Origin of the sequence: Kitasatospora sp. NPDC091207, assembly GCF_044768625.1 — a bacterium.
GTDB lineage: Bacteria > Actinomycetota > Actinomycetes > Streptomycetales > Streptomycetaceae > Kitasatospora.
Window position 1 is genome coordinate 197,872 of the sequence record NZ_JBIVVS010000005.1, and the last position, 20,821, is coordinate 218,692.

The following is a 20,821-nucleotide window of genomic DNA, read 5'->3' on the forward strand; positions in this document are numbered from 1 at the left end:
CGCGCGCGTCGGCCCCGCTCTTGCATCCCCCGTGGCGAGTGCCTTCTGCCGCCCCTTCGCCCGGATGGCCCGCATATCTCGCGCCACTCGTGGCGTCCGCGCACGATCGACCTCAGGCCTGGCCCCCACCCGCCCGGGCCGACCGCCACCGCACCGCCCTCCCCCCGCCGGGCCCGTCCGGACGGAAGCCGCCCGGCGCGCCCGGCGCGGGCAGCCCCGAAGCAAGAAAGTGGATCATGACGACTCTGTCCGAACCGCAGGCCGAGCAGCACGCCGAGCCCCACACCCGGCTCCGCGTGATGCTGATGCTGGAGATCAAGGACGGCGCCCAGCAGCGCTTCCTCGACGTGTACGAGAAGCTGCGCCACCAGGTGGCCTCGGTCCCCGGCCACGTCAGCGACCAGCTCTGCCAGTCGATCAACGACCCGAGGCAGTGGCTCATCACCAGCGAATGGAAGGACCAGGAGACCTTCCTGAAGTGGGTGGACAGCCCCGCCCACCGCGAGATGGTCAAGCCGATGCACGGCTGCGTCAGCGACACCTTCCGCTCGCTGCGCTACTCCATCCTCCGGGAGACCTCCGCGGCCGGCGCCACCGGCACCCGCAAGCCGGTGGCCGTGCCGCCCGGCCTGCCGCGCACCGCGCCGGCCGGGCACGTCGGCCCGCCGCAGGCCGCCCCCGGCCCGGACGGGGTGGTCCGGCACGCCCTGACCTTCACCGTCAAGCCCGGCAGCGAGCACGAGGTGGCCCGGATCCTCTCCGGCTACACCTCCCCCAAGGCCGAGGTGGACGAGACCACCCGGCTGCGCCGCACCTCGCTGTTCATGCACGGCAACCGGGTGGTCCGGGCCGTCGAGGTGATCGGCAGCCTGGGCGACGCGCTGCGCCACGTGGCGATGCAGCCCGAGGTCCGGGCGGTCGAGGAGGCGATCAACCCCTACCTGGAGGAGGCCCGCCAGCTGGGCGACCCGCAGGCGGCCCGCGCCTTCTTCGCCCGCGCGGCGCTGCCCGCCGAGCACCAGGCGATCGCCAGCTCCCCGGCCTCCGGCCGGCTGCACCGGCACGCCGTGCTCTACCCCGTCAAGCCGGGGGACGGCGCCGCGGTGGCCGCCCTGCTCGCCGAGCACGACAACCTGGCCACCGCCGACCCGACCGGACCGGTCGCGGCGAGCACCGTCTTCCACCGGGAGGACGTCGTGGTCCGCCTGGTGGACCTGCGGGTCCCGGCCGAGGCCGAGCCGGCCGCCGCCCTCGGTGTGGCCGGCGAGCGCGAGGCGGCCGTCCTCGGCCGGCTGCTCGACCTCGGCCCCGGGGGCGACCTGCGGTCGGTCGCCGGCCTGAGCGCCTTCCTCGCCGCCCGCGCCATGAGCCCGGTCACCGACCGCAGCTCGCAGCTCACCTGACCGACCCTCGGCCCCGCGCCGGCCCCGACACCCGAAGGAAGAAACCATGTCCACGCAGTACCCACGGATCGTGCACGTCGACGAGGCACCGGAGAACCGCCGCCGCGGCGGTGACCTGCGCGCCATGCTCACCCCGACCACCTGCGGCGCCACCAGCGGGTTCATGGGTCTGGCCATCGTGCAGCCCGGCGAGCTGATCGGCGAGCACTACCACCCGTACTCCGAGGAGTTCGTCTTCGTGGTCTCCGGTGACCTGGAGGTGGACCTGGACGGGGTGACCCGCCCGCTGAAGCCCAACCAGGGCCTGATGATCCCGATCGACATGCGCCACCGCTTCCGCAACGTCGGCGACACCGAGGCCCGGATGGTCTTCCACCTCGGCCCGCTCGCGCCCCGTCCGGAGCTCGGCCACGTCGACACCGAGGAGACCGGTGGAGCCGTGACCTCCGGCCCGCCGGAACACGCCAAGGTGGCTTCGTGACACGGCGGGTCGCCGTCACCGGGATCGGCGTCGTCGCGCCCGGCGGCGTGGGCGTACCGGCCTTCTGGCACCTGCTCACCTCCGGCCGGACGGCGACCAGGGGCATCACCCTCTTCGACCCCACCGGGTTCCGGTCCCGGATCGCCGCCGAGTGCGACTTCGACCCGGCGGCGCACGGCTTGAGCCCGGACGAGGTCCAACGGGCCGACCGGTACGTACAGTTCGCGATGGTGGCGACGGACGAGGCGATCGCCGACGCGGGCCTGGACCTGGCCGCGGAGGACCCGTGGCGGATCGGCGTCTCGCTCGGCACCGCCGTCGGCGGCACCACCCGGCTGGAGCACGACTACGCCCTGGTCAGCGCCGGCGGCGCGCGCTGGGACGTGGACCACCGGCGGGCCGAGCCGCAGTTGCACCGCGCCTTCGCCCCCAGCACGCTGGCCTCCGCGGTCGCCGAGCGCACCGGTGCGCACGGCCCGGTGCAGACCGTCTCCACCGGCTGCACCTCCGGGCTGGACGCGATCGGCTACGCCTTCCAGGCGGTCGAGGAGGGGCGTGCCGACATCTGCATCGCCGGCGCCTCCGACTCGCCGATCTCACCGATCACCGTCGCGTGCTTCGACGCCATCAAGGCCACCAGCGAGCGCAACGACGACCCGGAGCACGCCTCCCGCCCCTTCGACGCCCACCGGGACGGCTTCGTGCTCGGCGAGGGCGGCGCCGTCCTGGTGCTGGAGGAGCTGGAGCACGCCCGGCGGCGCGGCGCCCGGATCTACGGTGAGATCGGCGGCTTCGCCACCTTCGGCAACGCCTACCACATGACCGGCCTCACCCAGGAGGGGCTGGAGATGTCCCGGGCGATCGACGAGGCACTCGGTCACGCCCGGGTGGACCGCGCCGACGTCGACTACGTCAACGCGCACGGTTCGGGCACCAAGCAGAACGACCGGCACGAGACGGCGGCCGTCAAGCGCTCGCTCGGCCCGCACGCATACGAGACACCGATGAGCTCGATCAAGTCGATGGTCGGGCACTCGCTCGGCGCGATCGGCGCGATCGAGGTGGTCGCCTGCACCCTCGCACTGGCCCACGGCGTGGTGCCGCCGACCGCCAACTACGAGACTCCGGACCCGGAGTGCGACCTCGACTACGTGCCGCGCACCGCGCGCGAGCTGCCGCTCCGTCACATCTTGTCGGTCGGCAGCGGATTCGGCGGATTCCAGTCCGCCGTCGTGCTCAACAGAACGGGGTGAGATCCATGACGTCACGTCAGCAGGGCCGCCGGGCGGTGGTCACCGGCCTCGGCGTGGTCGCGCCGAACGGCGTGGGGGCCGACGCCTTCTGGAAGGCCACCAGGCAGGGCGTGAGCGTCCTCGACCGGATATCCCGCGACGGCTGCGCGGACCTGCCGCTGCGCATCGCGGGCCAGGTACGGGACTTCGACCCGCAGTCCGTGATCGACAGCCGCTACCTGGTGCAGACCGACCGCTTCACGCACTACGCGATGGCCGCCGCCGACCTGGCGGTGGCGGACGCCGGGTTCGTCCCCGATCCCGACCAGCCCTTCGGGGTGGGCGTGGTGACCGCGGCCGGCTCCGGCGGCGGTGAGTTCGGACAGCGCGAGCTGCAGCAACTCTGGGGACAGGGACCGCAGTTCGTCGGTCCCTACCAGTCCATCGCCTGGTTCTACGCGGCCAGCACCGGCCAGATCTCGATCCGCGGCGGCTACAAGGGCCCGTGCGGGGTGGTCGCCAGCGACGAGGCCGGCGGCCTGGACGCCCTCGCGCACGCCGCCCGCGCCATCGCGCGCGGCACCGACGCGGTGGTGGCCGGCGCGGCCGAGGCCCCGCTGGCGCCGTACTCGATGGTCTGCCAGCTCGGCTACCCCGAGCTCAGCCTCGCCGACCGGCCGGACCGGGCCTACCTGCCGTTCTCCGCCGCCGCGAACGGCTTCGCCCCCGCCGAGGGCGGCGCGATGCTGCTGCTGGAGGACGAGGAGACGGCCCGCCGGCGCGGTGCCACCGTCCGGGCGTACCTGGCCGGGCACGGCGCCACCTTCACCGGTGCCTCCCGCTGGGAGGAGTCCCGGGAGGGGCTGGCCAACGCCATCCGGATCGCGCTCGACCAGGCCCGGATCGCCCCGGAGGAGGTCGACGTGGTCTTCGCCGACGCCCTCGGCGTCCCGGCCGCCGACCGCGCCGAGGCACTGGCCCTGGCCGACGCCCTCGGCCCGTACGCCGAGCGGGTGCCGGTGACCGCCCCCAAGGCCGGCACCGGGCGGGCCTACTGCGGCGCGCCACTGCTGGACGCCGCCGCCGCGGTGCTCGCCATGGAGGACGGCGTCGTGCCGCCCACTCCCAACGTCACCGACGTCTGCCACGACCTCGCCCTGGTGACCGGCCGCGCCCGCCCGGCCGAGCTGCGCACCGCGCTGGTGCTCAGCCGCGGGCTGATGGGCTCCAACTCCGCCCTGGTGCTCCGGCGCGGCGACCGGCCCTGACCGAACGACCGCTTCCGCAACGAACTGAAGGGAACACCCCGTGAGCAACACCCTCAGCCACCCCGAACTCGCCGCACTGATCCAGGCCCGGGCCGGCGTGGTCATCGACCCGCTCGACCTGGAGCGCCCGGGCGCCAGCTTCGACGACTTCGGCGTGGACTCCCTCGGTCTGCTCGGCGTGGTCGGCGAGCTGGAGAACCGGCACGGCCTGAAGGTCACCAACGGAGCGGAGTCGGCGAAGACGCCGGCCGAGTTCCTCGACCTGGTGAACTCCTCGTTCGCCACGAAGGCCGGTGCCTGAGATGCCCGGACACACGGACAACGAGATCGTCATCGCCGCTCCGCTCGACCTGGTCTGGGAGATCACCAACGACCTGGAGAACTGGCCCCAGCTGTTCAGCGAGTACGCCTCGGTCGAGGTGCTGGAGCGCGAGGGCGACAGCGTGCGCTTCCGGCTCACCATGCACCCCGACGAGAACGGCCAGATCTGGAGCTGGGTCTCCGAGCGCACCACCGACCGGTCCTCGCTCGCGGTGCGGGCCCGCCGGGTCGAGCCCGGCCCGTTCGAGTTCATGGACATCCGCTGGGAGTACGCGGAGGTCCCGGCCGGCACGAAGATGCGCTGGGTCCAGGACTTCGCGATGAAGCCCACCGCGCCGGTCGACGACGACGGCATGGTGAACCACATCAACCGCAACTCGCGCGTCCAGATGCAGCTGATCCGCGAGAAGGTCGAGAAGCAGGCGGGGGAGGTCTGAGCCGGATGCACCGCGCACTGATCGTCGCCCGGATGAAGCCGGACGCCGCCCACGGCATCGCCGAGGTGTTCGCCGACTCCGACCGGGGCGAACTGCCGGACCTGATCGGCGTCACGGGGCGCAGCCTCTTCCAGTTCGGCGACGTCTACCTGCACCTGATCGAGGCGGACCGGCCGCCGGGCCCGGCGGTCGCCAAAGTGGTCGGGCACCCGGAGTTCCGGGACGTCAGCGACCGCCTCACCGCCTACGTCCAGGCCTACGACCCGGCCACCTGGCGGGGGCCCAAGGATGCCATGGCACACGAGTTCTACCGGTGGGAGCGCGGCGCGGGCTGACCGCGCCCTTCCCCGCAGCGGGCCGCCCCCCGGCGCAGGTCGGGGGGCGGCCCGCCGCGCGCGGGCGGCGGTGCGCCGGGCCCGCGCGCGGCCCCGGTCAGGGGCACTGCCTCCAGGCGAGGTGGTAGGTGGTGTTGATGCTGCCGTCGGTGGAGTCCATGGTCATGAAGCTGGTGGTCCGGGTCGGGTCGGAGGTGCCGGCGCTGACCCGGAGTTCGGTGTTGATGTTGAAGTTGCGGAGCTCACCGCAGGGCGCCCAGACCAGGGCCGCCACGGCGACGGTGTCGGTCGCCTGCCAGCTGTCGTCGATCGCCCCGGTGAACCGGCGGCTGAGCGAGGCGGTCTGGGACGAGCCCTGGAAGTAGTAGTTCGCCTGCTGCACGGCGCCCGCCCCCTTCGCCAGGTGCGCGTAGCCCCGGTAGTCGGCGGAGGCGATGGCGTAGGTGAAGCCCTGCGGGACGTGGACGTTCAGGTTGAGCTGACAGTTCTTCCGGAAGTCGGTGGGCTTGGAGCCCACGCCCACCTGGGCGATGTAGTCGCTGTAGGTGACGGTGAAGGCCGTGTTGTCCGGGGAGACGGCGATGGCGGCCGTGCCGGCCGGGCAGCCGGAACCGTTGACGGTGGCCACGTCGATGACGATCCGGTCCGGCGGCGGCGTGGTCCAGCCGGTGGAGGCGGCTCCGCCGCCGAGCGAGGAGCCGAGCAGCGCCGCCGCCGCGCCACCGACGGCCATCATGCGTACAGTCACGGGGATTTCCTTCCGTCGGCCCGCCGGTTCCGGGCCGCGCACCCCCACGTGCGGGCCATCCGGCGAGTTGTCGAGTACATGCCATCACCGTGAGACCGGTGCGGCCAGGGGCGCGCGACAGCGCATCGACAGACGCCGGGGCGGACGGGCCCGCGCCGGGCGGTACTCCGCCCGGACGGCGAACGGCCGGGCGGTACTCCGCCCGACTGTACGGAGAACGCGCCGCACCGCACCGCTGCCGAGAGCGGTCAATTGGTGCGCATACGTTGTCCGGCAACGGAGGTGACCCCATGACCAACAGCCGACGCGACATCAACTCCCTGAGCCCCGCCGAGCTCGACGACTACATCCACGCCCTCGGGATCCTGCGCGCGCGGTCCGCGGCGAACCCGGACGACGAGACCGGATACGACTTCCAGGCCGCGCTGCACAACGACTTCACCGTGGGCCCGTGCGAGCACGGCAACGACCTGTTCCTGCCCTGGCACCGGTCGCACCTGTACCAATTCGAGAAGCTCCTGCAGGAATCCGACCCGCCACGGACGGCGAACGTCACGCTGCCGTACTGGGACTGGCTGCACCCGCAGCCGACCGGGAAGTTCCCGCCCGCCTTCTCGATGCCCGGGCTCGTCGAGGACCGCATCACCGTGCCGGTGGCCCTGCCGTCCGACACCCTGGACATCGTGACGACCGAGACCGACCAGGGCTCGTTCGGCGGCTTTCCGGAGGCGCACCCGGGGGATGACTTCGGGCGCCTCGAGTTCGGTCCGCACAACTTCATGCACTTCGACTTCATCGGCGGTCTGATGAAGCACCCGAGCACAGCCGCGGCGGACCCGATCTACTACAGCTTCCACAGCTTCATCGACCTGATGTGGGCCGAATGGCAGCGGCGCAACGGAGCACCCGCCCTCACCTCTCCCGACCACGACCTGCGCGGCTTTCTCTCCCAGGCCAAGCACAAGGTCGCCGACTTCGCCGACACCGTGGCCCTGGGCTACGAGTACGAGTACACGGACCAGCTCAAAACGGCCTTCGCCGTGGAGACCCCGAAGCCGGTCGTCCGCCGACTGCTGGCGGCCGAGCCGCTGGCCCTGGTGTCCGCACCCAACCTCACGGCTTCGCTGCGGAGCAACTCCCGGGCCGAGTTCAGCCTCGCCGCCCCGCCCGCCGAGGCCCGCAAGGTGATGGTGCGGCTCCAGGACCTGAAGGTCCCGGTGGCCGGCAGCTACGTGCTGCGCGCCTACGTCCACCCGGCCGACGTCGGCTTCCGTGCCGACGACCCGGACTTCGCGAGCCGCTACGGCGTCGGCTACGTCGCGATGTGGAGCGCGCACCGCATGGACGACGGCGGCGACCGCGCTCCCGGACGGCCCGGCGATGCCGAGCCGCACCCCCACCACCCGACCGAGTGCAACGCGCGCTTCGACATCACGGCCGTCCTCGACGCCTCACCCGCCCCCGAGTCCCTGGTGCTGACGCTCCAGTACCTGCCGGCCATCGGCCTCGACGGACAGCCCGAGGAGCCGCCGGGACTGCTGGAGGAGGTCGCCCTGAAGGACGTCCTGCTGGAGGTGTACAGCTGACATGCGTACCCCCGTGTTCGAACTCCACATCCGGCCCATGTTCCGGGCCACCGACCACGAGCACATGACCTTCGCGGTCGACCTCTGGGACTACGACTCCGTGGTCGCGAACGCCGACAACATCCTCTCCCGGCTCGACGGCGCCGGCATGCCGCCGGACGACGAGGGCGGGCCGTGGCCGGAGGAGTGGATCGCGCTCTTCCGCCGCTGGAACGACAGCGGGCACAAGCGCCTCCAGCTCGGCACCGCGACCTTCGCGTTCAGCGCGGGGGCCACCACTGTGACCGTCACCGCGACCGGCACCTTCCCCGCCGCCGGATTCTCCGGCTGGCTCCAGCTGGAGAACGAGACGGACACCGCGAAGACGTACGTCCTCTCCTACGAGGCCCCGGACGCGCCCGTCCCCGGCACGCCCGCCGCGTTCACGCTGAAGGAGCGCTACCGCGCCACCGACACCCGCTCCGTGTTCGTGCGGGACAGCACGGGTGTGCAGCAGCTGCACTGAGCCGGCGCCGATCCGGCCGTACTGCGGCGGCTCCGGGGTGACCGCTCCGGGGCCGCCGCTTCGTCGTGGCCGGGGTCCGGGCTCGGGTGGCCCGGCCGCACGGGGCCCGGATACCGAATCACCCGGATCGCCGGGGCACTCGGGTGAATCCACCCGGGAGTCCACTCGAAGGGCGCACCGCCACGGCCGCCACGCCCGCCCTCCGGTGGCACCGGCCGCCCCGGTGAATGACGGTGGTTCAGGCGCACCCCGTGAGTCCCCTAGCCCGACGACGTGTCGGGCAGTCGCGGTCCCGCGCCGGAAGGATCGTCCCCATGCGTTCTGCACGCACCCTGCTCGCCGGAGCAGCCGTCGCCGCCGCCCTGACCGTCGCCGCCCCCGCCGCCTACGCGGACGGCTCCGCCGACAAGAACCTCACCTGGCAGGAGAAGCAGGACAAGGCTGCCAGCCCCGACGGTCAGAAGACCTGGGAGGAGAAGCAGGACAAGGGCGCCTCCTCCAGCTCCTCCGGTGAGGAGCACAAGGCCGAGGAGAAGACCCCGCACGGTGGCGTGCACACCGGCGGCGGCGGCCTGGCCCTGTCCGGCGGCGGCCTCGCCTCCGGTGCCGTCCTGCTGCTCGGCGGCCTCGGCGCCGGCGCTCTCGCGCTGCGGCGCGGCCGCCGGACCAGCGGCGCCGCGATCTGACCCGGCGTCACCTCCACAGCCTCCCCGCCGTGGCCACCGCCCTGAGCGGCGGCCACGGCGGGAGCGCGTGCGGCGCCGTACCCGGCCGTGCGGTGCGGGCCGGGCGGCACTGCCACGGACTCCCCCGCCCGCCGCGGGCCGGCGGCCACCGGGTCACAGCACGACCTGGTGATCCGCCGACACCGCCCGGCCGTCACAGGCCTGATCTACCTGATCTAGGAGTGGAACGATGGCCGGTCCGGCCGCTGGAACGTCCCGGTTGCTGCGCGGGGGCATGGGCGCCGCCGCCGTCGGCCTGCTGCTGATCTACAACTCGGTGGACGTGGCGCCCTCGGCCGACCCCGGGCCCGGCCAGGCCGCTCCCCCGGCGGCCACCGCGAGCGCGTCCCCCGGCGCGGTGGGCCCGGCAGCCGCCGCCAAGCCCGCCGCGGCCGCCGCACCGGCGGCCCCCGCGCTGAAGCGGGCCAAGCCCACCCGGCTGAGGATCCCGCAGATCGCCGTCGACGCGCCGTTCACCGAGCTGACGCTGAACCCGGCCGGGCAGCTCAACGCGCCGCCGCCGGAGGACAAGAACCTGGTCGGCTGGTACCGCGACGGCGCGGCGCCCGGCGAACGCGGCGCCGCCGTGGTAGCCGGGCACGTGGACACCACCAAGGGCCCCGCGGTCTTCCTGCTGCTCAGCCTGCTCGTCCCCGGCAACAAGGTCGAGGTGCAACGGGCCGACGGCACGGTCGCCGTCTTCGCGGTGGACTCGGTGGAGACCTTCGCCAAGGACACCTTCCCCGACCAGAAGGTGTACGGGAAGACGACGGACTCCCAGCTGCGGCTGATCACCTGCGGCGGCGTGTACGACAAGAAGCGCAAGGACTACCTGGACAACGTGGTGGTCTTCGCGCACCTGGAGTCCTCGCGCAAAGCGTGAGCCCGGACGTCGAGCGACCGCCGGTCCCCGGAGTGGGGGCCGGCGGTCGCTTCGGTGCGGTGGCGGTCAGCCGCGCACCGTGGCCTCGAACGCGTGCAGGTACGGATTGACCGGGCGGACCTCGGCCACGTCCAGGCCGGCCTCCGTCATCAGCCGCACCAGGCTCTCCTTGGAGTGCTTCGCACCGCCGACGTTGAGCAGCAGCATCAGGTCCATCGCGGTGGTGAAGCGCATCGAGGGGCTGTCGTCGACCAGGTTCTCGACCACGACGACGCGGGCGCCCGGGCGGGCCGCCAGGACCACGTTGGCGAGGGTGCGACGGGTGCTCTCGTCGTCCCACTCCAGGATGTTCTTGATGATGTAGAGGTCGGCGTGGACCGGGATGTCGACCCGGCAGTCACCGGGGACCAGCCGGGCCCGGGCCGCGAAGGCACCGCCGTCCCGGAGCCGGGGGTCGGCGCCGGCGACCACCTTGGGCAGGTCGAGCAGGGTGCCGTGCAGGGCCGGGTGCTTCTCCAGCAGGCTGGCCAGCACATGGCCCTGGCCGCCGCCGATGTCGACCACCGAGTCGATCCCGGTGAGGTCGAGGTACTCGGCGAAGTCGGCGGCGGACTGCCGGCTGGAGGTGGTCATCGCCTTGTCGAAGACCTTGGCCGAGTCCCCGCCCTCGCTGTGCAGGTAGTCGAAGAACTCCTTGCCGAACAGCTCGGGGAAGACGTTGCGGCCGGAGCGGACGGCCTCGTCCAGCTTCGGCCAGGCCTCCCACGTCCACGGCTCGGTGCACCAGAGGGAGATGTAGCGCAGGCTGTTGGGGGCGTCCTCGCGCAGCAGACGGGACATCTCGGTGTGCTCGAAACGGTCGTCGCCCGTCTCGTGGAAGATGCCGTAGCAGGTGAGGGCACGCATCAGCCGGCGCAGCGGCTTGGGCTCGGTGTCGAGCGCGGCCGCGAGGTCGGTGACGGTGGTCGGGGTGTCGCCGAGCGCGTCGGCGACCCCGAGCCTGGCGGCCGCGCGGACGGCGGCGGCGCAGGCGGCGCCGAAGACGAGTTCCCGCAGGCGCATCGCGGCCTGCGGGGTGGTGGCGGGTGCGGTGGTCATGGGCCGTCTTTCTGCAGGTGGGGAGGGTGCTGGGGTTCCGGGGCGAGGTGGGCGCGAAGGAGCTGGGCGGCTCGGGCGGCCGGAGCGCCCGGAGGCCGCCGGGGTGGCGCGGCTCAGCAGTGGCCGGCCGGCTCCGAGACCGCGCACTGGTTGCGCGCGAAGGAGTTGGAGGTGCCGGTGTCACGGTCGGCGAGGTCGGCCGGGCCGTTGCCGGCCAGGTGGTTGCCGGTGACGGTGTTGCGGGCGTTGGCCACCCCGACCACGCTGCGGAAGAGCACGATGCCGCCGGACATCGGCGAGGCACCGACGTTGTCGGAGACCTCGTTCTCGCTCACCGTGGTGTCCTCGGCGCCGGTGAGCAGGATGCCGGTGCCCTGGATGGCGTCGAGGCGGGGGTTGGGCGGGCAGTACTTGTTGTTGGCGACGACCCGGTTGCGGCTGACGGCGAGCGCCCCCGCCCGGGGGACCCCTTCGTCCCCGACGATGAAGACACCGCCGCAGTTGCCGTGGATCTCGTTCGCCTCGACGCTCAGGTCGCGCAGGCGGCGGACGGTGACGCCGATCCGGTTGTCGGTGAGCAGGTTGCCGCTGACCACGGTGCCGTCGGTGGTGAGGGCGCCGCCCTCGCTGTCCACGGAGTTGGCGAGGAAGACGCCGGACTGACCGTTGCGGGTCGACTCGTTGCCGCTGATCACGGCCCGGGTGGACTTCTCCTGGCTGATGCCCTGCTGGCCGTTGTCGTGGACGTAGGTGGCGCGCACGGTCATGCCGTCGGTGCCGGAGGCGTTGATGCCGTTCTTGCGGAAGCCGGTGACGGCGAGGGCCTCGATCGTCACACCGGTGAGCGGCCGGTCGTCGGCTCCGACGACGCAGAGGCCGTGTCCGGCGGTGGCGCAGGCGTTGGCGTCGGCGGCGTCACCGGGGGCGATCACGCTGTCCGGGCCGGCGCCGCGCAGGGTGAGGCCCGGGGTGGTGATCCGGACGCTGCCGAGGTAGGTGCCGGGGAGCAGCTGGACGGTGTCGCCGGGGAGGGCCTCGTCGACGGCCTGCTGAATCGATTCGCCCGGCTGGACGAGGTGCAGCGTCTCCGCGGCGTGCGCCGAGGGGGCGGCGCCGAGCGCGGCCAGGGCGGTGGTGAGAGCGGTCGTGGCGGCGGCGGTGGCCGCGGCGAGGTGGTGGACCCGTCGCGTGGGCATGAGGTGATGACCTGCTTTCTTGCGCGCTCGCGGGGACGCCGGCGCGGTGACACGGAGTGTTCAGGACATGACGGCCGGTGGGTGTCGGCCGAATCGACGCTATGGGCGGGCGGGGGGCCCCGCCACCAGGGCTGGGCTGCGGGACTGACGGGGCGTCGGCCAGGTGGCGGGCCGGTCGGCGTGGCGCGGGGGCCGGGGGCGGCTCCGGGCACGTTGGCGGCGTCGTTGACGAAGCGCGGGTCGGCGAGGACCGTACGGACGTCCTCGTAGCGGGTGGCGATCCGGACCGGTTCGACTCCGGGGATGGCGCCGCGGGCGAGCGGGGCGCGCTCGCGGACCCGGGAGAAGCCCGCAGAAGGGCCCCGCACCGGGTGCGCGGCGCGCGGGTCGACCGTCTCCACGGGCTCGGCGGTGGCCATGGCCGCCTCCACCGGGTCGCCGATCCACTACGGATCGTGACGCAACCGGGGCTCGTCCGGCCTGGGGTTCGAGTCCTGGGTTCACTCGATCGTGGACAGAGGAAACCTGGTCCGACCGATCCGTCCGCACCGGATGGACGGGCCGGTCCCGCCTGGCCGACTGGCCCACCGGCCCGCGTGGCATGCTCGGGGCCATGAACACCGCCGTCGCCACGCCGCCCGCCGCGGCCGTACCGCCCACCGCCGCCGCCCGCAACCCGATCGGCGCCCATGTGCCGGTGGCCGCCCGGGGACTGGCCGGCACCGGGCTGGCGTACGCACGGCGGGTCGGCGCCGAGACGGTGCAGGTGTTCGTGGCGAACCCGCGCGGCTGGGCCACTCCGCCGGGCAACCCCGCCCAGGACGCGGAGTTCCGCACCGCGTGCGCCGAGCAGGGCATCCCGGCGTTCGTGCACGCGCCGTACCTGATCAACTTCGGCTCGGACAACGCGGCGACCCGCGAACGCTCGGCCGACTCGCTGCGGCACTCCCTGCTGCGCGGCCACGCGATCGGCGCCGCGGGTGTGGTGCTGCACACCGGTTCGGCGGTCGGCACGGCGCCGGGCGGCGGCTCGCGGCGGGCCGAGGCGATGGCCCAGGTCCGAGCGGACGTCCGGCCGCTGCTGGACGAGCTGGACGCGCTCGGCGAGGCCGCGCCCCGGCTGCTGCTGGAGCCGACGGCCGGTCAGGGCAGCTCACTCTGCTCACGGATGGAGGACCTGGCCGCGTACCTGGACGCGCTGGACGGCCATCCCCTGGTCGGGGTCTGCCTGGACACCTGCCACGCCTTCGCGGCCGGCCACGACCTGGCGGTCCCGGGCGGCGTCGGCGCGGCACTGGACGCCCTGGTGGCGGCCGCCGGGCCGGACCGGCTGCGGCTGATCCACGCCAACGACTCGGAGGACGTGGTCGGCGCGCGCAAGGACCGGCACGCCAACATCGGCGCCGGGCTGATCGGGGCGGAGCCGTTCCGTGAGCTGTTCGAGCACCCCGCGACGGCCGGTGTCCCCCTGCTGGTGGAGACACCGGACCGCAAGCACGGCGGCGACGGCACCGGGCACGCGATGGACATCGCGGTCCTGAAGGAGCTGCGGGAGCGGGCGGTCGTACCCGCCTGACCGGCCGGCCCGCCGGTGGCGCCCGGGGCTGCCCGGGGCCGGGGAGCGCCGGTGGATCCCCCGGGCGAGCGACCCGGGCTGCCGGGCCACGGGGGCGGTGGCAGGCTGGAACGACTGATGCCCGAGGCCCCTGGGGGTTTCCGATGAGCCCGACCCGGAACCTGGCCGCGCTGCCGTGCGGCCGGCGCAGCAAGTGGGTGGTCCTGGCCCTGTGGCTGGTGCTGCTGGTGGTGGCCGGACCGCTGGCCGGCAAACTCACCGACGCCGAGGACAACCAGGCCTCCAGCTGGCTGCCGGGCAACGCGGAGTCCACCCAGGTGCTGAACGAGCAGCGGGCCTTCCAACCGGTGGACACCGCGCAGGCCGTGGTGGTGTACCAGCGGGCCGGCGGGATCACGCCCGCCGACCGGGTGGAGGCCGCCCGCGACGCGATGGCGTTCGCCACCGCCCCGCACGTCCTGGGGCCGGTGATCGGTCCGGAGCTCTCCGCCGACGGCCAGGCGATGCAGACGATCGTGCCGGTCGACATCGGCACCGGCGGCTGGCAGGACCTGCGCCCGGCGGTGGACAGCATGCGGGCGACGGCCGCGGCCGACAGCATGGGCATGACCACCCACGTGACCGGACCGGCCGGGGTCGGCGCCGACCAGGCCGAGGCCTTCGCGGGCATCGACGGCACCCTGCTGGCCGCCACCGTCAGCGTCGTGATCATCCTGCTGCTGCTCACCTACCGGAGCCCGGTGCTCTGGGCGCTGCCGCTGATCTCCGCGGCGGGCGCGCTCGTGGTCTCCCAGGCGGTGATCTACCTGCTCGCCGAGCACTCCGGGCTGACCGTCAACGCGCAGAGCGCCGGCATCCTGATCGTGCTGGTGCTGGGCGCGGGAACGGACTACGCGCTGCTGCTCACCGCGCGCTACCGGGAGGAGCTGCGACGGCACGAGGACCGGCACGAGGCGATGGCGTTCGCCCTGCACCGCGCCGGGCCGGCGATCCTGGCCTCCTCGGCCACCGTGGTCGCCTCGATGCTCTGCCTGCTGATCGCCGAGATGAACTCCACCCGAGGCCTCGGCCCGGTCTGCGCGATCGGCGTCCTGGTGGCCCTGGCGGCGATGCTGACGCTGCTGCCGGCCCTGCTGGTGGTCGTCGGCCGCTGGGTGTTCTGGCCGGTCAAGCCCACGTTCGGGACGCCGGAGCCGACGAGGACCGGCCGTTGGGCGCATGTCGGCACCTGGATCGGCCGCCGTCCGCGCAAGGTGTGGATCGGCACCGCGCTGGCGCTGGGGGCCTGCTGCGTCGGGCTGGTCTCGCTCAACGCCACCGGTCTGAGCACGGCCGGCTCCTTCACCGGGACGCCGGACTCGGTGGTCGGCCAACAGGTGCTGGAGCAGCACTTCCCCGGCGGCACCGGTGCTCCGCTGACCGTCATCAGCACGGCCCGCGAGGCCGGAGCCGTCCGCGCGGTCGCGCAGGAGACGCCCGGGATCGCCGGGACGTCGGCACCGACCACGCACGAGGGGCAGGCACTGTTCCAGGCCACGCTCGCCGATCCACCGGACAGCCAGGCCGCCAAGGACACCGTGGACCGGGTGCGGACGGCCGTCCACGCGGTGCCGAACGCCGACGCCAAGGTGGGCGGCAGCACGGCGGTGATCCTGGACGCCGGACGGGCCGCCACGAACGACAACCGGGCGATCATCCCGCTGGTGCTCGGCGTGGTGCTGGTGATCCTGGCACTGCTGCTGCGGGCGGTCACCGCGCCCCTCGTGCTGATCGCCACCGTGGTGCTGTCGTACGCGGCGGCACTCGGGATCAGCGTGTTCTTCTTCGAGCACGTCTTCCACTTCGAGGGCCAGGACAACGCGTTCCCGCTGTTCGTCTTCGTCTTCCTGGTCGCGCTCGGGATCGACTACAACATCTTCCTGATGACCCGGGTGCGGGAGGAGTCGGCGCAGCACGGCACCCGGCAGGGCGCGGTGGCCGGGCTGGCCGCGACCGGCGGGGTGATCACCTCCGCCGGGCTGATCCTGGCCAGCACCTTCGCGGTCCTCGGGACGCTGCCGGTGGTGGGATTCGCCGAGATCGGCTTCGCGGTGGCGCTCGGGGTGCTGCTGGACACGCTGGTGGTGCGCTCGGTGCTGGTCACAGCGCTGACCATGGACCTGGACCGGCACATGTGGTGGCCCGGGAAGTTGTCCACGCAAGTTCGCCACCCGGAAAGCGAGTTGGACAGACAGCTTTAAGTTACCAGTGAGTTCATACGGTTATCGTCGAACGTCTTGCCGGGCGTGGCCGAGGGCGCGTTGACTGCGCGCATGCCAACTCCCACCGCCCTTCGCCGCACCGCGCGCGTGGCCGCCGCCTGCGCCGTCGCCGCCGCCCTGCTCGCCCCCTGCGCCGCCGCACAGGCGGCGACTCCCCCGGCCACGACCGCGGCCGCCGCGCCGACGGTGGCACCGCTCGACGTGCTGACCTACAACGTGTTCCTGATGAGCAAGAACCTGTACCCCAACTGGGGCCAGGACTACCGGGCGAAGGCCATCGCCGCCGCCGACGTCTTCCGGGGCCACGACGTGGTCGTGCTCCAGGAGGCCTTCGACAACGCCGCGTCCGACCTGCTCACCTCGCAGGCCTCGGCCGCGTACCCGTACCACACGCCGGTGGTCGGCCGCTCGACCGGCGGCTGGGACGCCACCGGCGGCAGCTTCAGCTCGACCACCCCGGAGGACGGCGGGGTGACGCTGCTCAGCAAGTGGCCGATCCTGCGCAAGGAGCAGTACGTCTTCAAGGACGCCTGCGGCAGCGACTGGTGGTCGAACAAGGGCTTCGTCTACGCGGTGCTGAACGTCAACGGCCTGCGGACCCACGTCATCGGCACGCACCTGCAGTCCACCGACACCGGCTGCTCCGCCGGTCAGCCCGCGGCGATCCGGGCGGCGCAGCTCAAGGCGATGAAGGCGTTCGTCGACGGCAAGAACATCCCGGCCGCCGAGCCGGTGCTGCTCGCGGGCGACCTCAACATCGACTCCCACGGCAGCGAGTACCCCTCGCTGCTGGCCAACGCGAACGTGGCGCCCGCCGACACCCGCGACGGCTGGGCGAACTCCTTCGACACGGTGGACAACTCGATCGCCGCCTACCGCTACCCCGGCGAGCCCAAGGAGGACCTGGACTACGTCCTCTACCGGGCCGACCACGCGCGGCCCGCGAGCTACACCAACACGGTGGTCCGCTCGCACAGCGCGCCGTGGACGGTGAGCAGTTGGGGCACGAGCTACACCTACGACGACCTCTCCGACCACTACCCGCTGACGGCCCGGTAGGTCGGCGGGTCTGCCCGGCCGGTGCCCGCGGGTACGCCCCGGGCACCGGCCGGACCGGTTCGGGAGCGGGGCCGGCGGCTCAGCCGGTGTCGGTGAAGCGCCGGTAGGCGGGGGCGAGCAGCGCCTCCAGCGGGCGGCCGCGCACGGTGATGCCGGAGGTGTCCAACTCATCGACCACCGGGGCGGGTTCACTCCCGCCCTCGGCGGACGCGACCGGCGAGGGGATACGGCCCTGCCAGAAGAAGTCGAGACACTGCGCCAGCGGGCGGTCACCGGGTACGGGCATGGCGGCGGGTCACTCTCCGATCGCGTCGGCGGACAGGGTGAGCAGCTCGCGCAGCCGCTCGGTGGACAGCTCGGCCAGCCACTGCTCGCCGCCGCCGACCACGGCGTCGGCCAGCGCGCGCTTCGCGGCGATCAGGTCGGCGATCCGCTCCTCGACGGTGCCGACACAGACCAGCCGCCGGACCTGCACGTCGCGGCGCTGGCCGATCCGGTGCGCCCGGTCGGTGGCCTGGTCCTCGACCGCGGGGTTCCACCAACGGTCGAGGTGGATCACCTGGTTGGCGGCGGAGAGGTTGAGGCCGGTGCCACCGGCCTTGAGCGAGAGCAGGAAGACCCTCGGCCCGTCCGGGGCCCCGAACCGCTCGACCAGGTCGTCCCGCCGCCCCTTGGACACCCCGCCGTGCAGGTAGAGCACCTCCTCGTCCAGGCGCCGGCGCAGATACGGCTGGAGCATCGTGCCGAACTCGGCGTACTGGGTGAAGACCAGGGCGCGGTCCCCCTCGGCCAGCGCCTCCGCCAGCACCTCGACCAAGCGCTCGACCTTGCCGGAGCGCCCGGCCACCTCCGTCCCGTCGTGCAGGAGTTGGGCCGGGTGGTTGCACACCTGCTTGAGCCGGCCGATCGCCGCCAGCACCGCGCCCTTGCGCTCCACACCCCGCGCGCCCCGGAGGCGTTGCAGCAGATCGGCGACCACCGCCCGGTAGAGGCCGGCCTGTTCGGCGGTGAGACCGCAGTGGACGGTGAACTCCTGCTTGGCCGGAAGGTCCTGGGCGATCAGCGGGTCGCTCTTGCTCCGGCGGAGCAGGAACGGCCCGCTCAACCGCCGGAGCCGGGCCGCGACCTCGGCGTTGCCGGACTGCTCGACCGGGACCGCGAAGCGCTCCTTGAACGACTCCGCGCTGCCGAACAGGCCCGGGTTGGCGAAGTCCAGGACGGCGTGCAGATCGGCCAGCCGGTTCTCGACGGGGGTGCCGGTGAGGGCGATCCGGGGGCCGGAGCGCAGCGATCCGAGCGCCCTCGACTGCCGGGCCGCCGGGTTCTTGATCTGCTGGGCCTCGTCGGCGACGATCCGCCGCCAGCGGATCCGGCGCAGATCGGCGGTGTCCCGCTGCACCAGCCCGTAGGTGGTGATCACCAGGTCCGCGGACGGATCGGGCGCCGTACGGTCGACGCCGTGGTGGACGTGGACGCGCAGGCCGGGCGCGAACCGGGCGGCCTCCCGCTGCCAGTTGCCGACCAGCGACATCGGGCAGACCAGCAGGGTCGGCCCGATGTCGCCGCGCTCCTGCTCCAGCGCGAGCAGGGCGAGGGTCTGGACGGTCTTGCCGAGACCCATGTCGTCGGCGAGCACGGCGCCCAGGCCGAGCCGGCCGAGGGCGTCCAGCCAGGCCAGCCCCCGACGCTGATACGGACGGAGGGCACCGGTGAACCCGGCGGGCAGTTCCGGCAGCCGGCTCGCGTCGGCCGGCCCGCCGGCCAGCAGCTCGCCGATCGGCCCGGTGGCGTGCACGGCCGTGACGGGGAGACCGTCGACGACGGCGCCGTCGTCCACGGCCAGCCGCAGCAGCTCGACCGGCTCCATCGTGCCGCTGCCGTGATCGGCCAGGAACCTTACGGCTGCGGCGAGTTGGGCCTGGTCGACCTCGATCCAGCGGCCACGCAGCCGGACCAGACCCTGCTGCGCCGCCGCGAGTTCGGCCAACTCCTCCTCGGTGAGGGTCAGTTCGCCGAGCGAGAGCTGCCACTGGAAGGCCAGTACGGCATCCCGGTCGATCTGCGCGGTGCGCTTGACCGCCCCGGGGGAGGCGGCCGGAGCCGCGGTGAGGGCGAGCCCGATCCGGGGGCGCCGCTGCCACCAGGCCGGGAGCAGCACACCGAAGCCGGCCCCGGTGAGGGCGGGCGCCGCCGTGCGCAGGAAGTCCAGGGCGCCGTCGCGATCGAGGTCGACTCCGGTGGGGCGGGGCGTCAGCAGGGCGGTGCGCAGCGGCGGGTGGATCCGGGCGGCCCGGTCGAGCTCGGCCAGGTAGGCCCCGGCCGGATCGGGAACGGTCCGGGCCAGGGCCGCGAACGCCTCGTCCTCGGCCCACAGCGCGGCGGCGGGGACGACCAGGGACGGCCGGTCGACGGCCTGGACCAGCAGGTCGAGCCGCCAGGAGTCGGCGACGGCGCCGCCGTCCGGGTCGTCCGGGTCCGGGCCGAGCGGTTCGCCGAGGCGCAGGTTCAGCCGGACCGGGCTGCCGGCCGGCCGGGCGGCGTACCAGGCGGTGAGCCGCTCGGGCAGGTCGGCGGGCGGGGCCCCGGGGAGCCGGCCGTCGGCGCCGTACAGCGCGGCGAGCCAGGGTTCGGCGGGCGGTTCGAGGTCCGCGAGGGCGACCCGGGCCTCACGGTCGACCAGGGTGTCGAGCAGTTCTTCGGCCAGCTCGACGGCGGCACGCCCGACGGGGGCCGGTGCGTCGGCGCCCCGCTCGGCCGGGTGGTGCACGGACGCGCGGGGCGCGGACGGGTGTGACCCGGACGGGTGCGATCCGGGCGCGTGCGGTCCGGGCGCGTGCGGTCCGGGCGTATCTGGTCCCGGCACGTGCGGTCCCGGCGCGTGCGGTCCCGGCACGTGCGGTCCGGGCGCGTGCGGTCCCGGCGGGTGGTGTTCGGCGCGGCAGATCGGCGGACAGCCGGCGACCAGGGCCGCGAGCTCCCGGCGGGCCGGGGCATCGGGGGCGGGCCGCCACCGCGCGTACCACTCCCCCGGCCGCTCCCGCTCCAGCGCGGGCAGCAGCCGCCCCCGCCCGACCAGCCGCCAGGCGAGGTCGTGCACGGCGGACAACCAGCGCAGCGAGGCTCCGTACGCGAGCTCGACGGACTCGCCGCCGGGCAGCTCGACGGTCGCACCCGGCCAGTGCGGATCGTGCAGCGCGCCGAGCAGCTGGGCCGCCTCGGCGGCGTCGAACAGCAGGGTCGGCACCCGCCAGGGGCTCAGCGTGACCCCGCGCGGCGCGGCGCCCACCGGCAGATCGGGCGAGGGGACCGGGCGGCCGCCGAGGGCGGGCAGCCACAGACCGGTCCAGCGCTCCACCCCCTGACCGGCGAGCCAGTCCAGCCCCGGCCCGATCGCTCCGAGCAGCCGGGCGACGTCGCCCGCGGCGCAGGCGTACGGATGGGCGCCGGCCCGGGGGCCGTCCGCCCGCCCCGCACCGGCCCCGTCCGCCACACCGCGGTGGACCGCGGCACGTCCGGCCCGGTACACCGCGGCGTCCTCCGCCCAGAGGGCCAGGCGGCCGTCGGCTCGCCAGAGCGCGTGCAGGGCGTACATCGGCGAGGGCCTTCCGGGCGGCGGGACAGCGGGCCTCCCAGCCTAGCTTCGGGGTCGGACAGGCCGGCCGGACCAGCCTGTCGACCCGGGAACGGGCGGGCGCCGGGCGGATGGG

Annotated in this window: 19 protein-coding genes; 14 read left to right on the forward strand and 5 right to left on the reverse strand. The window is 73.8% G+C overall.

Features of this window, described 5'->3' with window-relative positions; all coding sequences use genetic code 11:
- Nucleotides 1–236: 236 nt before the first annotated feature.
- Genes ACIQTO_RS12415 through ACIQTO_RS12445 form a run of 7 tightly spaced genes read left to right on the forward strand, consistent with a single transcriptional unit; the run spans nucleotide 237 to nucleotide 5,477 of the window.
- The gene (locus ACIQTO_RS12415; RefSeq protein ID WP_402386654.1) at nucleotides 237–1,403 is read left to right on the forward strand and encodes a SchA/CurD-like domain-containing protein; all 1,167 of its coding nucleotides are present in this window, start codon (nucleotides 237–239) and stop codon (nucleotides 1,401–1,403) included.
- A 46-nt stretch (nucleotides 1,404–1,449) separates the two neighbouring features.
- Entirely contained in the window at nucleotides 1,450–1,884 is a 435-nt protein-coding gene (locus tag ACIQTO_RS12420) for a cupin domain-containing protein (RefSeq protein ID WP_402386657.1), read from the forward strand.
- Nucleotides 1,881–3,137 (forward strand): beta-ketoacyl-[acyl-carrier-protein] synthase family protein, encoded by a 1,257-nt coding sequence (locus tag ACIQTO_RS12425; protein ID WP_402386659.1) that lies wholly within the window; start codon nucleotides 1,881–1,883, stop codon nucleotides 3,135–3,137. The genes ACIQTO_RS12420 and ACIQTO_RS12425 overlap by 4 nt, the downstream gene beginning before the upstream one ends.
- A gap of 5 nt (nucleotides 3,138–3,142) precedes the next feature.
- Entirely contained in the window at nucleotides 3,143–4,384 is a 1,242-nt protein-coding gene (locus tag ACIQTO_RS12430) for a beta-ketoacyl synthase N-terminal-like domain-containing protein (RefSeq protein ID WP_402386662.1), read from the forward strand.
- Nucleotides 4,385–4,424: 40 nt separating this feature from the next.
- A complete protein-coding gene (locus tag ACIQTO_RS12435; protein ID WP_402386665.1) occupies nucleotides 4,425–4,685 on the forward strand; it encodes an acyl carrier protein in 261 nt (86 codons plus the stop codon).
- A gap of 1 nt (nucleotide 4,686) precedes the next feature.
- Nucleotides 4,687–5,142: an SRPBCC family protein gene (locus tag ACIQTO_RS12440; RefSeq protein ID WP_402386668.1), complete on the forward strand. Its 456-nt coding sequence runs from the start codon at nucleotides 4,687–4,689 to the stop codon at nucleotides 5,140–5,142.
- 5 nt (nucleotides 5,143–5,147) lie between these two features.
- Nucleotides 5,148–5,477, forward strand: a complete 330-nt coding sequence (locus ACIQTO_RS12445) for a TcmI family type II polyketide cyclase (protein ID WP_402386671.1) — start codon at nucleotides 5,148–5,150, stop codon at nucleotides 5,475–5,477.
- Between the two features lie 97 nt (nucleotides 5,478–5,574).
- Here the strand turns inward: ACIQTO_RS12445 and ACIQTO_RS12450 are convergent, their stop codons facing one another.
- On the reverse strand, nucleotides 5,575–6,213 hold the full coding sequence (locus ACIQTO_RS12450) for a DUF4360 domain-containing protein (protein ID WP_402386975.1): 639 nt from the start codon (nucleotides 6,211–6,213) through the stop codon (nucleotides 5,575–5,577).
- Between the two features lie 302 nt (nucleotides 6,214–6,515).
- On the opposite strand from ACIQTO_RS12450, the gene ACIQTO_RS12455 reads away from it, so the two are divergent.
- The 4 genes from ACIQTO_RS12455 to ACIQTO_RS12470 all read left to right on the forward strand — a co-directional run bounded on the left by ACIQTO_RS12455 (nucleotide 6,516) and on the right by ACIQTO_RS12470 (nucleotide 9,924).
- Nucleotides 6,516–7,811, forward strand: coding sequence for a tyrosinase family protein (locus tag ACIQTO_RS12455; RefSeq protein WP_402386673.1), 1,296 nt, complete (start codon nucleotides 6,516–6,518; stop codon nucleotides 7,809–7,811).
- Nucleotide 7,812: 1 nt separating this feature from the next.
- On the forward strand, nucleotides 7,813–8,316 hold the full coding sequence (locus ACIQTO_RS12460; RefSeq protein ID WP_402386676.1) for a hypothetical protein: 504 nt from the start codon (nucleotides 7,813–7,815) through the stop codon (nucleotides 8,314–8,316).
- 314 nt (nucleotides 8,317–8,630) lie between these two features.
- On the forward strand, nucleotides 8,631–9,002 hold the full coding sequence (locus ACIQTO_RS12465; RefSeq protein ID WP_402386678.1) for a hypothetical protein: 372 nt from the start codon (nucleotides 8,631–8,633) through the stop codon (nucleotides 9,000–9,002).
- A gap of 229 nt (nucleotides 9,003–9,231) precedes the next feature.
- Nucleotides 9,232–9,924 carry a class F sortase gene (locus tag ACIQTO_RS12470; protein ID WP_402386681.1) on the forward strand — a complete coding sequence of 231 codons (693 nt, stop codon included), beginning with the start codon at nucleotides 9,232–9,234 and terminating at the stop codon, nucleotides 9,922–9,924.
- Nucleotides 9,925–9,990: 66 nt separating this feature from the next.
- Here ACIQTO_RS12470 and ACIQTO_RS12475 read toward each other — a convergent pair whose 3' ends face one another.
- Nucleotides 9,991–11,022, reverse strand: a complete 1,032-nt coding sequence (locus ACIQTO_RS12475) for a methyltransferase (protein ID WP_402386684.1) — start codon at nucleotides 11,020–11,022, stop codon at nucleotides 9,991–9,993.
- A 113-nt stretch (nucleotides 11,023–11,135) separates the two neighbouring features.
- Nucleotides 11,136–12,218, reverse strand: a complete 1,083-nt coding sequence (locus tag ACIQTO_RS12480) for a nitrous oxide reductase family maturation protein NosD (protein WP_402386687.1) — start codon at nucleotides 12,216–12,218, stop codon at nucleotides 11,136–11,138.
- Between the two features lie 613 nt (nucleotides 12,219–12,831).
- Between ACIQTO_RS12480 and ACIQTO_RS12485 the strand changes: the two genes are divergently transcribed.
- The 3 genes from ACIQTO_RS12485 (at nucleotide 12,832) to sph (ending at nucleotide 17,114) form a co-directional block, all read left to right on the forward strand.
- Complete coding sequence (locus ACIQTO_RS12485) at nucleotides 12,832–13,794, forward strand: deoxyribonuclease IV (protein ID WP_402386690.1); 963 nt, start codon at nucleotides 12,832–12,834, stop codon at nucleotides 13,792–13,794.
- 143 nt (nucleotides 13,795–13,937) lie between these two features.
- Nucleotides 13,938–16,034: an MMPL family transporter gene (locus ACIQTO_RS12490; RefSeq protein ID WP_402386692.1), complete on the forward strand. Its 2,097-nt coding sequence runs from the start codon at nucleotides 13,938–13,940 to the stop codon at nucleotides 16,032–16,034.
- A 72-nt stretch (nucleotides 16,035–16,106) separates the two neighbouring features.
- Nucleotides 16,107–17,114, forward strand: coding sequence for a sphingomyelin phosphodiesterase (gene sph, locus ACIQTO_RS12495; protein WP_402386695.1), 1,008 nt, complete (start codon nucleotides 16,107–16,109; stop codon nucleotides 17,112–17,114).
- A 79-nt stretch (nucleotides 17,115–17,193) separates the two neighbouring features.
- On the opposite strand, the gene ACIQTO_RS12500 is transcribed toward sph, so the two are convergent.
- On the reverse strand, nucleotides 17,194–17,400 hold the full coding sequence (locus tag ACIQTO_RS12500) for a hypothetical protein (protein ID WP_402386697.1): 207 nt from the start codon (nucleotides 17,398–17,400) through the stop codon (nucleotides 17,194–17,196).
- Between the two features lie 9 nt (nucleotides 17,401–17,409).
- Nucleotides 17,410–20,706, reverse strand: coding sequence for an SNF2-related protein (locus ACIQTO_RS12505; protein ID WP_402386700.1), 3,297 nt, complete (start codon nucleotides 20,704–20,706; stop codon nucleotides 17,410–17,412).
- Nucleotides 20,707–20,821: the final 115 nt, after the last annotated feature.

Bases quoted from the DNA above. Each gene is read 5' to 3' on its own strand.
- ACIQTO_RS12415 (WP_402386654.1), top strand. From the start codon at position 237: ATGACGACTCTGTCCGAACCGCAGGCCGAGCAGCACGCCGAGCCCCAC.
- ACIQTO_RS12420 (WP_402386657.1), top strand. From the start codon at position 1,450: ATGTCCACGCAGTACCCACGGATCGTGCACGTCGACGAGGCACCGGAG.
- ACIQTO_RS12430 (WP_402386662.1), top strand. From the start codon at position 3,143: ATGACGTCACGTCAGCAGGGCCGCCGGGCGGTGGTCACCGGCCTCGGC.
- ACIQTO_RS12440 (WP_402386668.1), top strand. From the start codon at position 4,687: ATGCCCGGACACACGGACAACGAGATCGTCATCGCCGCTCCGCTCGAC.
- ACIQTO_RS12445 (WP_402386671.1), top strand. From the start codon at position 5,148: ATGCACCGCGCACTGATCGTCGCCCGGATGAAGCCGGACGCCGCCCAC.
- ACIQTO_RS12450 (WP_402386975.1), bottom strand. From the start codon at position 6,213: ATGATGGCCGTCGGTGGCGCGGCGGCGGCGCTGCTCGGCTCCTCGCTC.
- ACIQTO_RS12455 (WP_402386673.1), top strand. From the start codon at position 6,516: ATGACCAACAGCCGACGCGACATCAACTCCCTGAGCCCCGCCGAGCTC.
- ACIQTO_RS12460 (WP_402386676.1), top strand. From the start codon at position 7,813: ATGCGTACCCCCGTGTTCGAACTCCACATCCGGCCCATGTTCCGGGCC.
- ACIQTO_RS12465 (WP_402386678.1), top strand. From the start codon at position 8,631: ATGCGTTCTGCACGCACCCTGCTCGCCGGAGCAGCCGTCGCCGCCGCC.
- ACIQTO_RS12470 (WP_402386681.1), top strand. From the start codon at position 9,232: ATGGCCGGTCCGGCCGCTGGAACGTCCCGGTTGCTGCGCGGGGGCATG.
- ACIQTO_RS12475 (WP_402386684.1), bottom strand. From the start codon at position 11,022: ATGACCACCGCACCCGCCACCACCCCGCAGGCCGCGATGCGCCTGCGG.
- ACIQTO_RS12480 (WP_402386687.1), bottom strand. From the start codon at position 12,218: ATGCCCACGCGACGGGTCCACCACCTCGCCGCGGCCACCGCCGCCGCC.
- ACIQTO_RS12485 (WP_402386690.1), top strand. From the start codon at position 12,832: ATGAACACCGCCGTCGCCACGCCGCCCGCCGCGGCCGTACCGCCCACC.
- ACIQTO_RS12490 (WP_402386692.1), top strand. From the start codon at position 13,938: ATGAGCCCGACCCGGAACCTGGCCGCGCTGCCGTGCGGCCGGCGCAGC.
- sph (WP_402386695.1), top strand. From the start codon at position 16,107: ATGCCAACTCCCACCGCCCTTCGCCGCACCGCGCGCGTGGCCGCCGCC.
- ACIQTO_RS12500 (WP_402386697.1), bottom strand. From the start codon at position 17,400: ATGCCCGTACCCGGTGACCGCCCGCTGGCGCAGTGTCTCGACTTCTTC.
- ACIQTO_RS12505 (WP_402386700.1), bottom strand. From the start codon at position 20,706: ATGTACGCCCTGCACGCGCTCTGGCGAGCCGACGGCCGCCTGGCCCTC.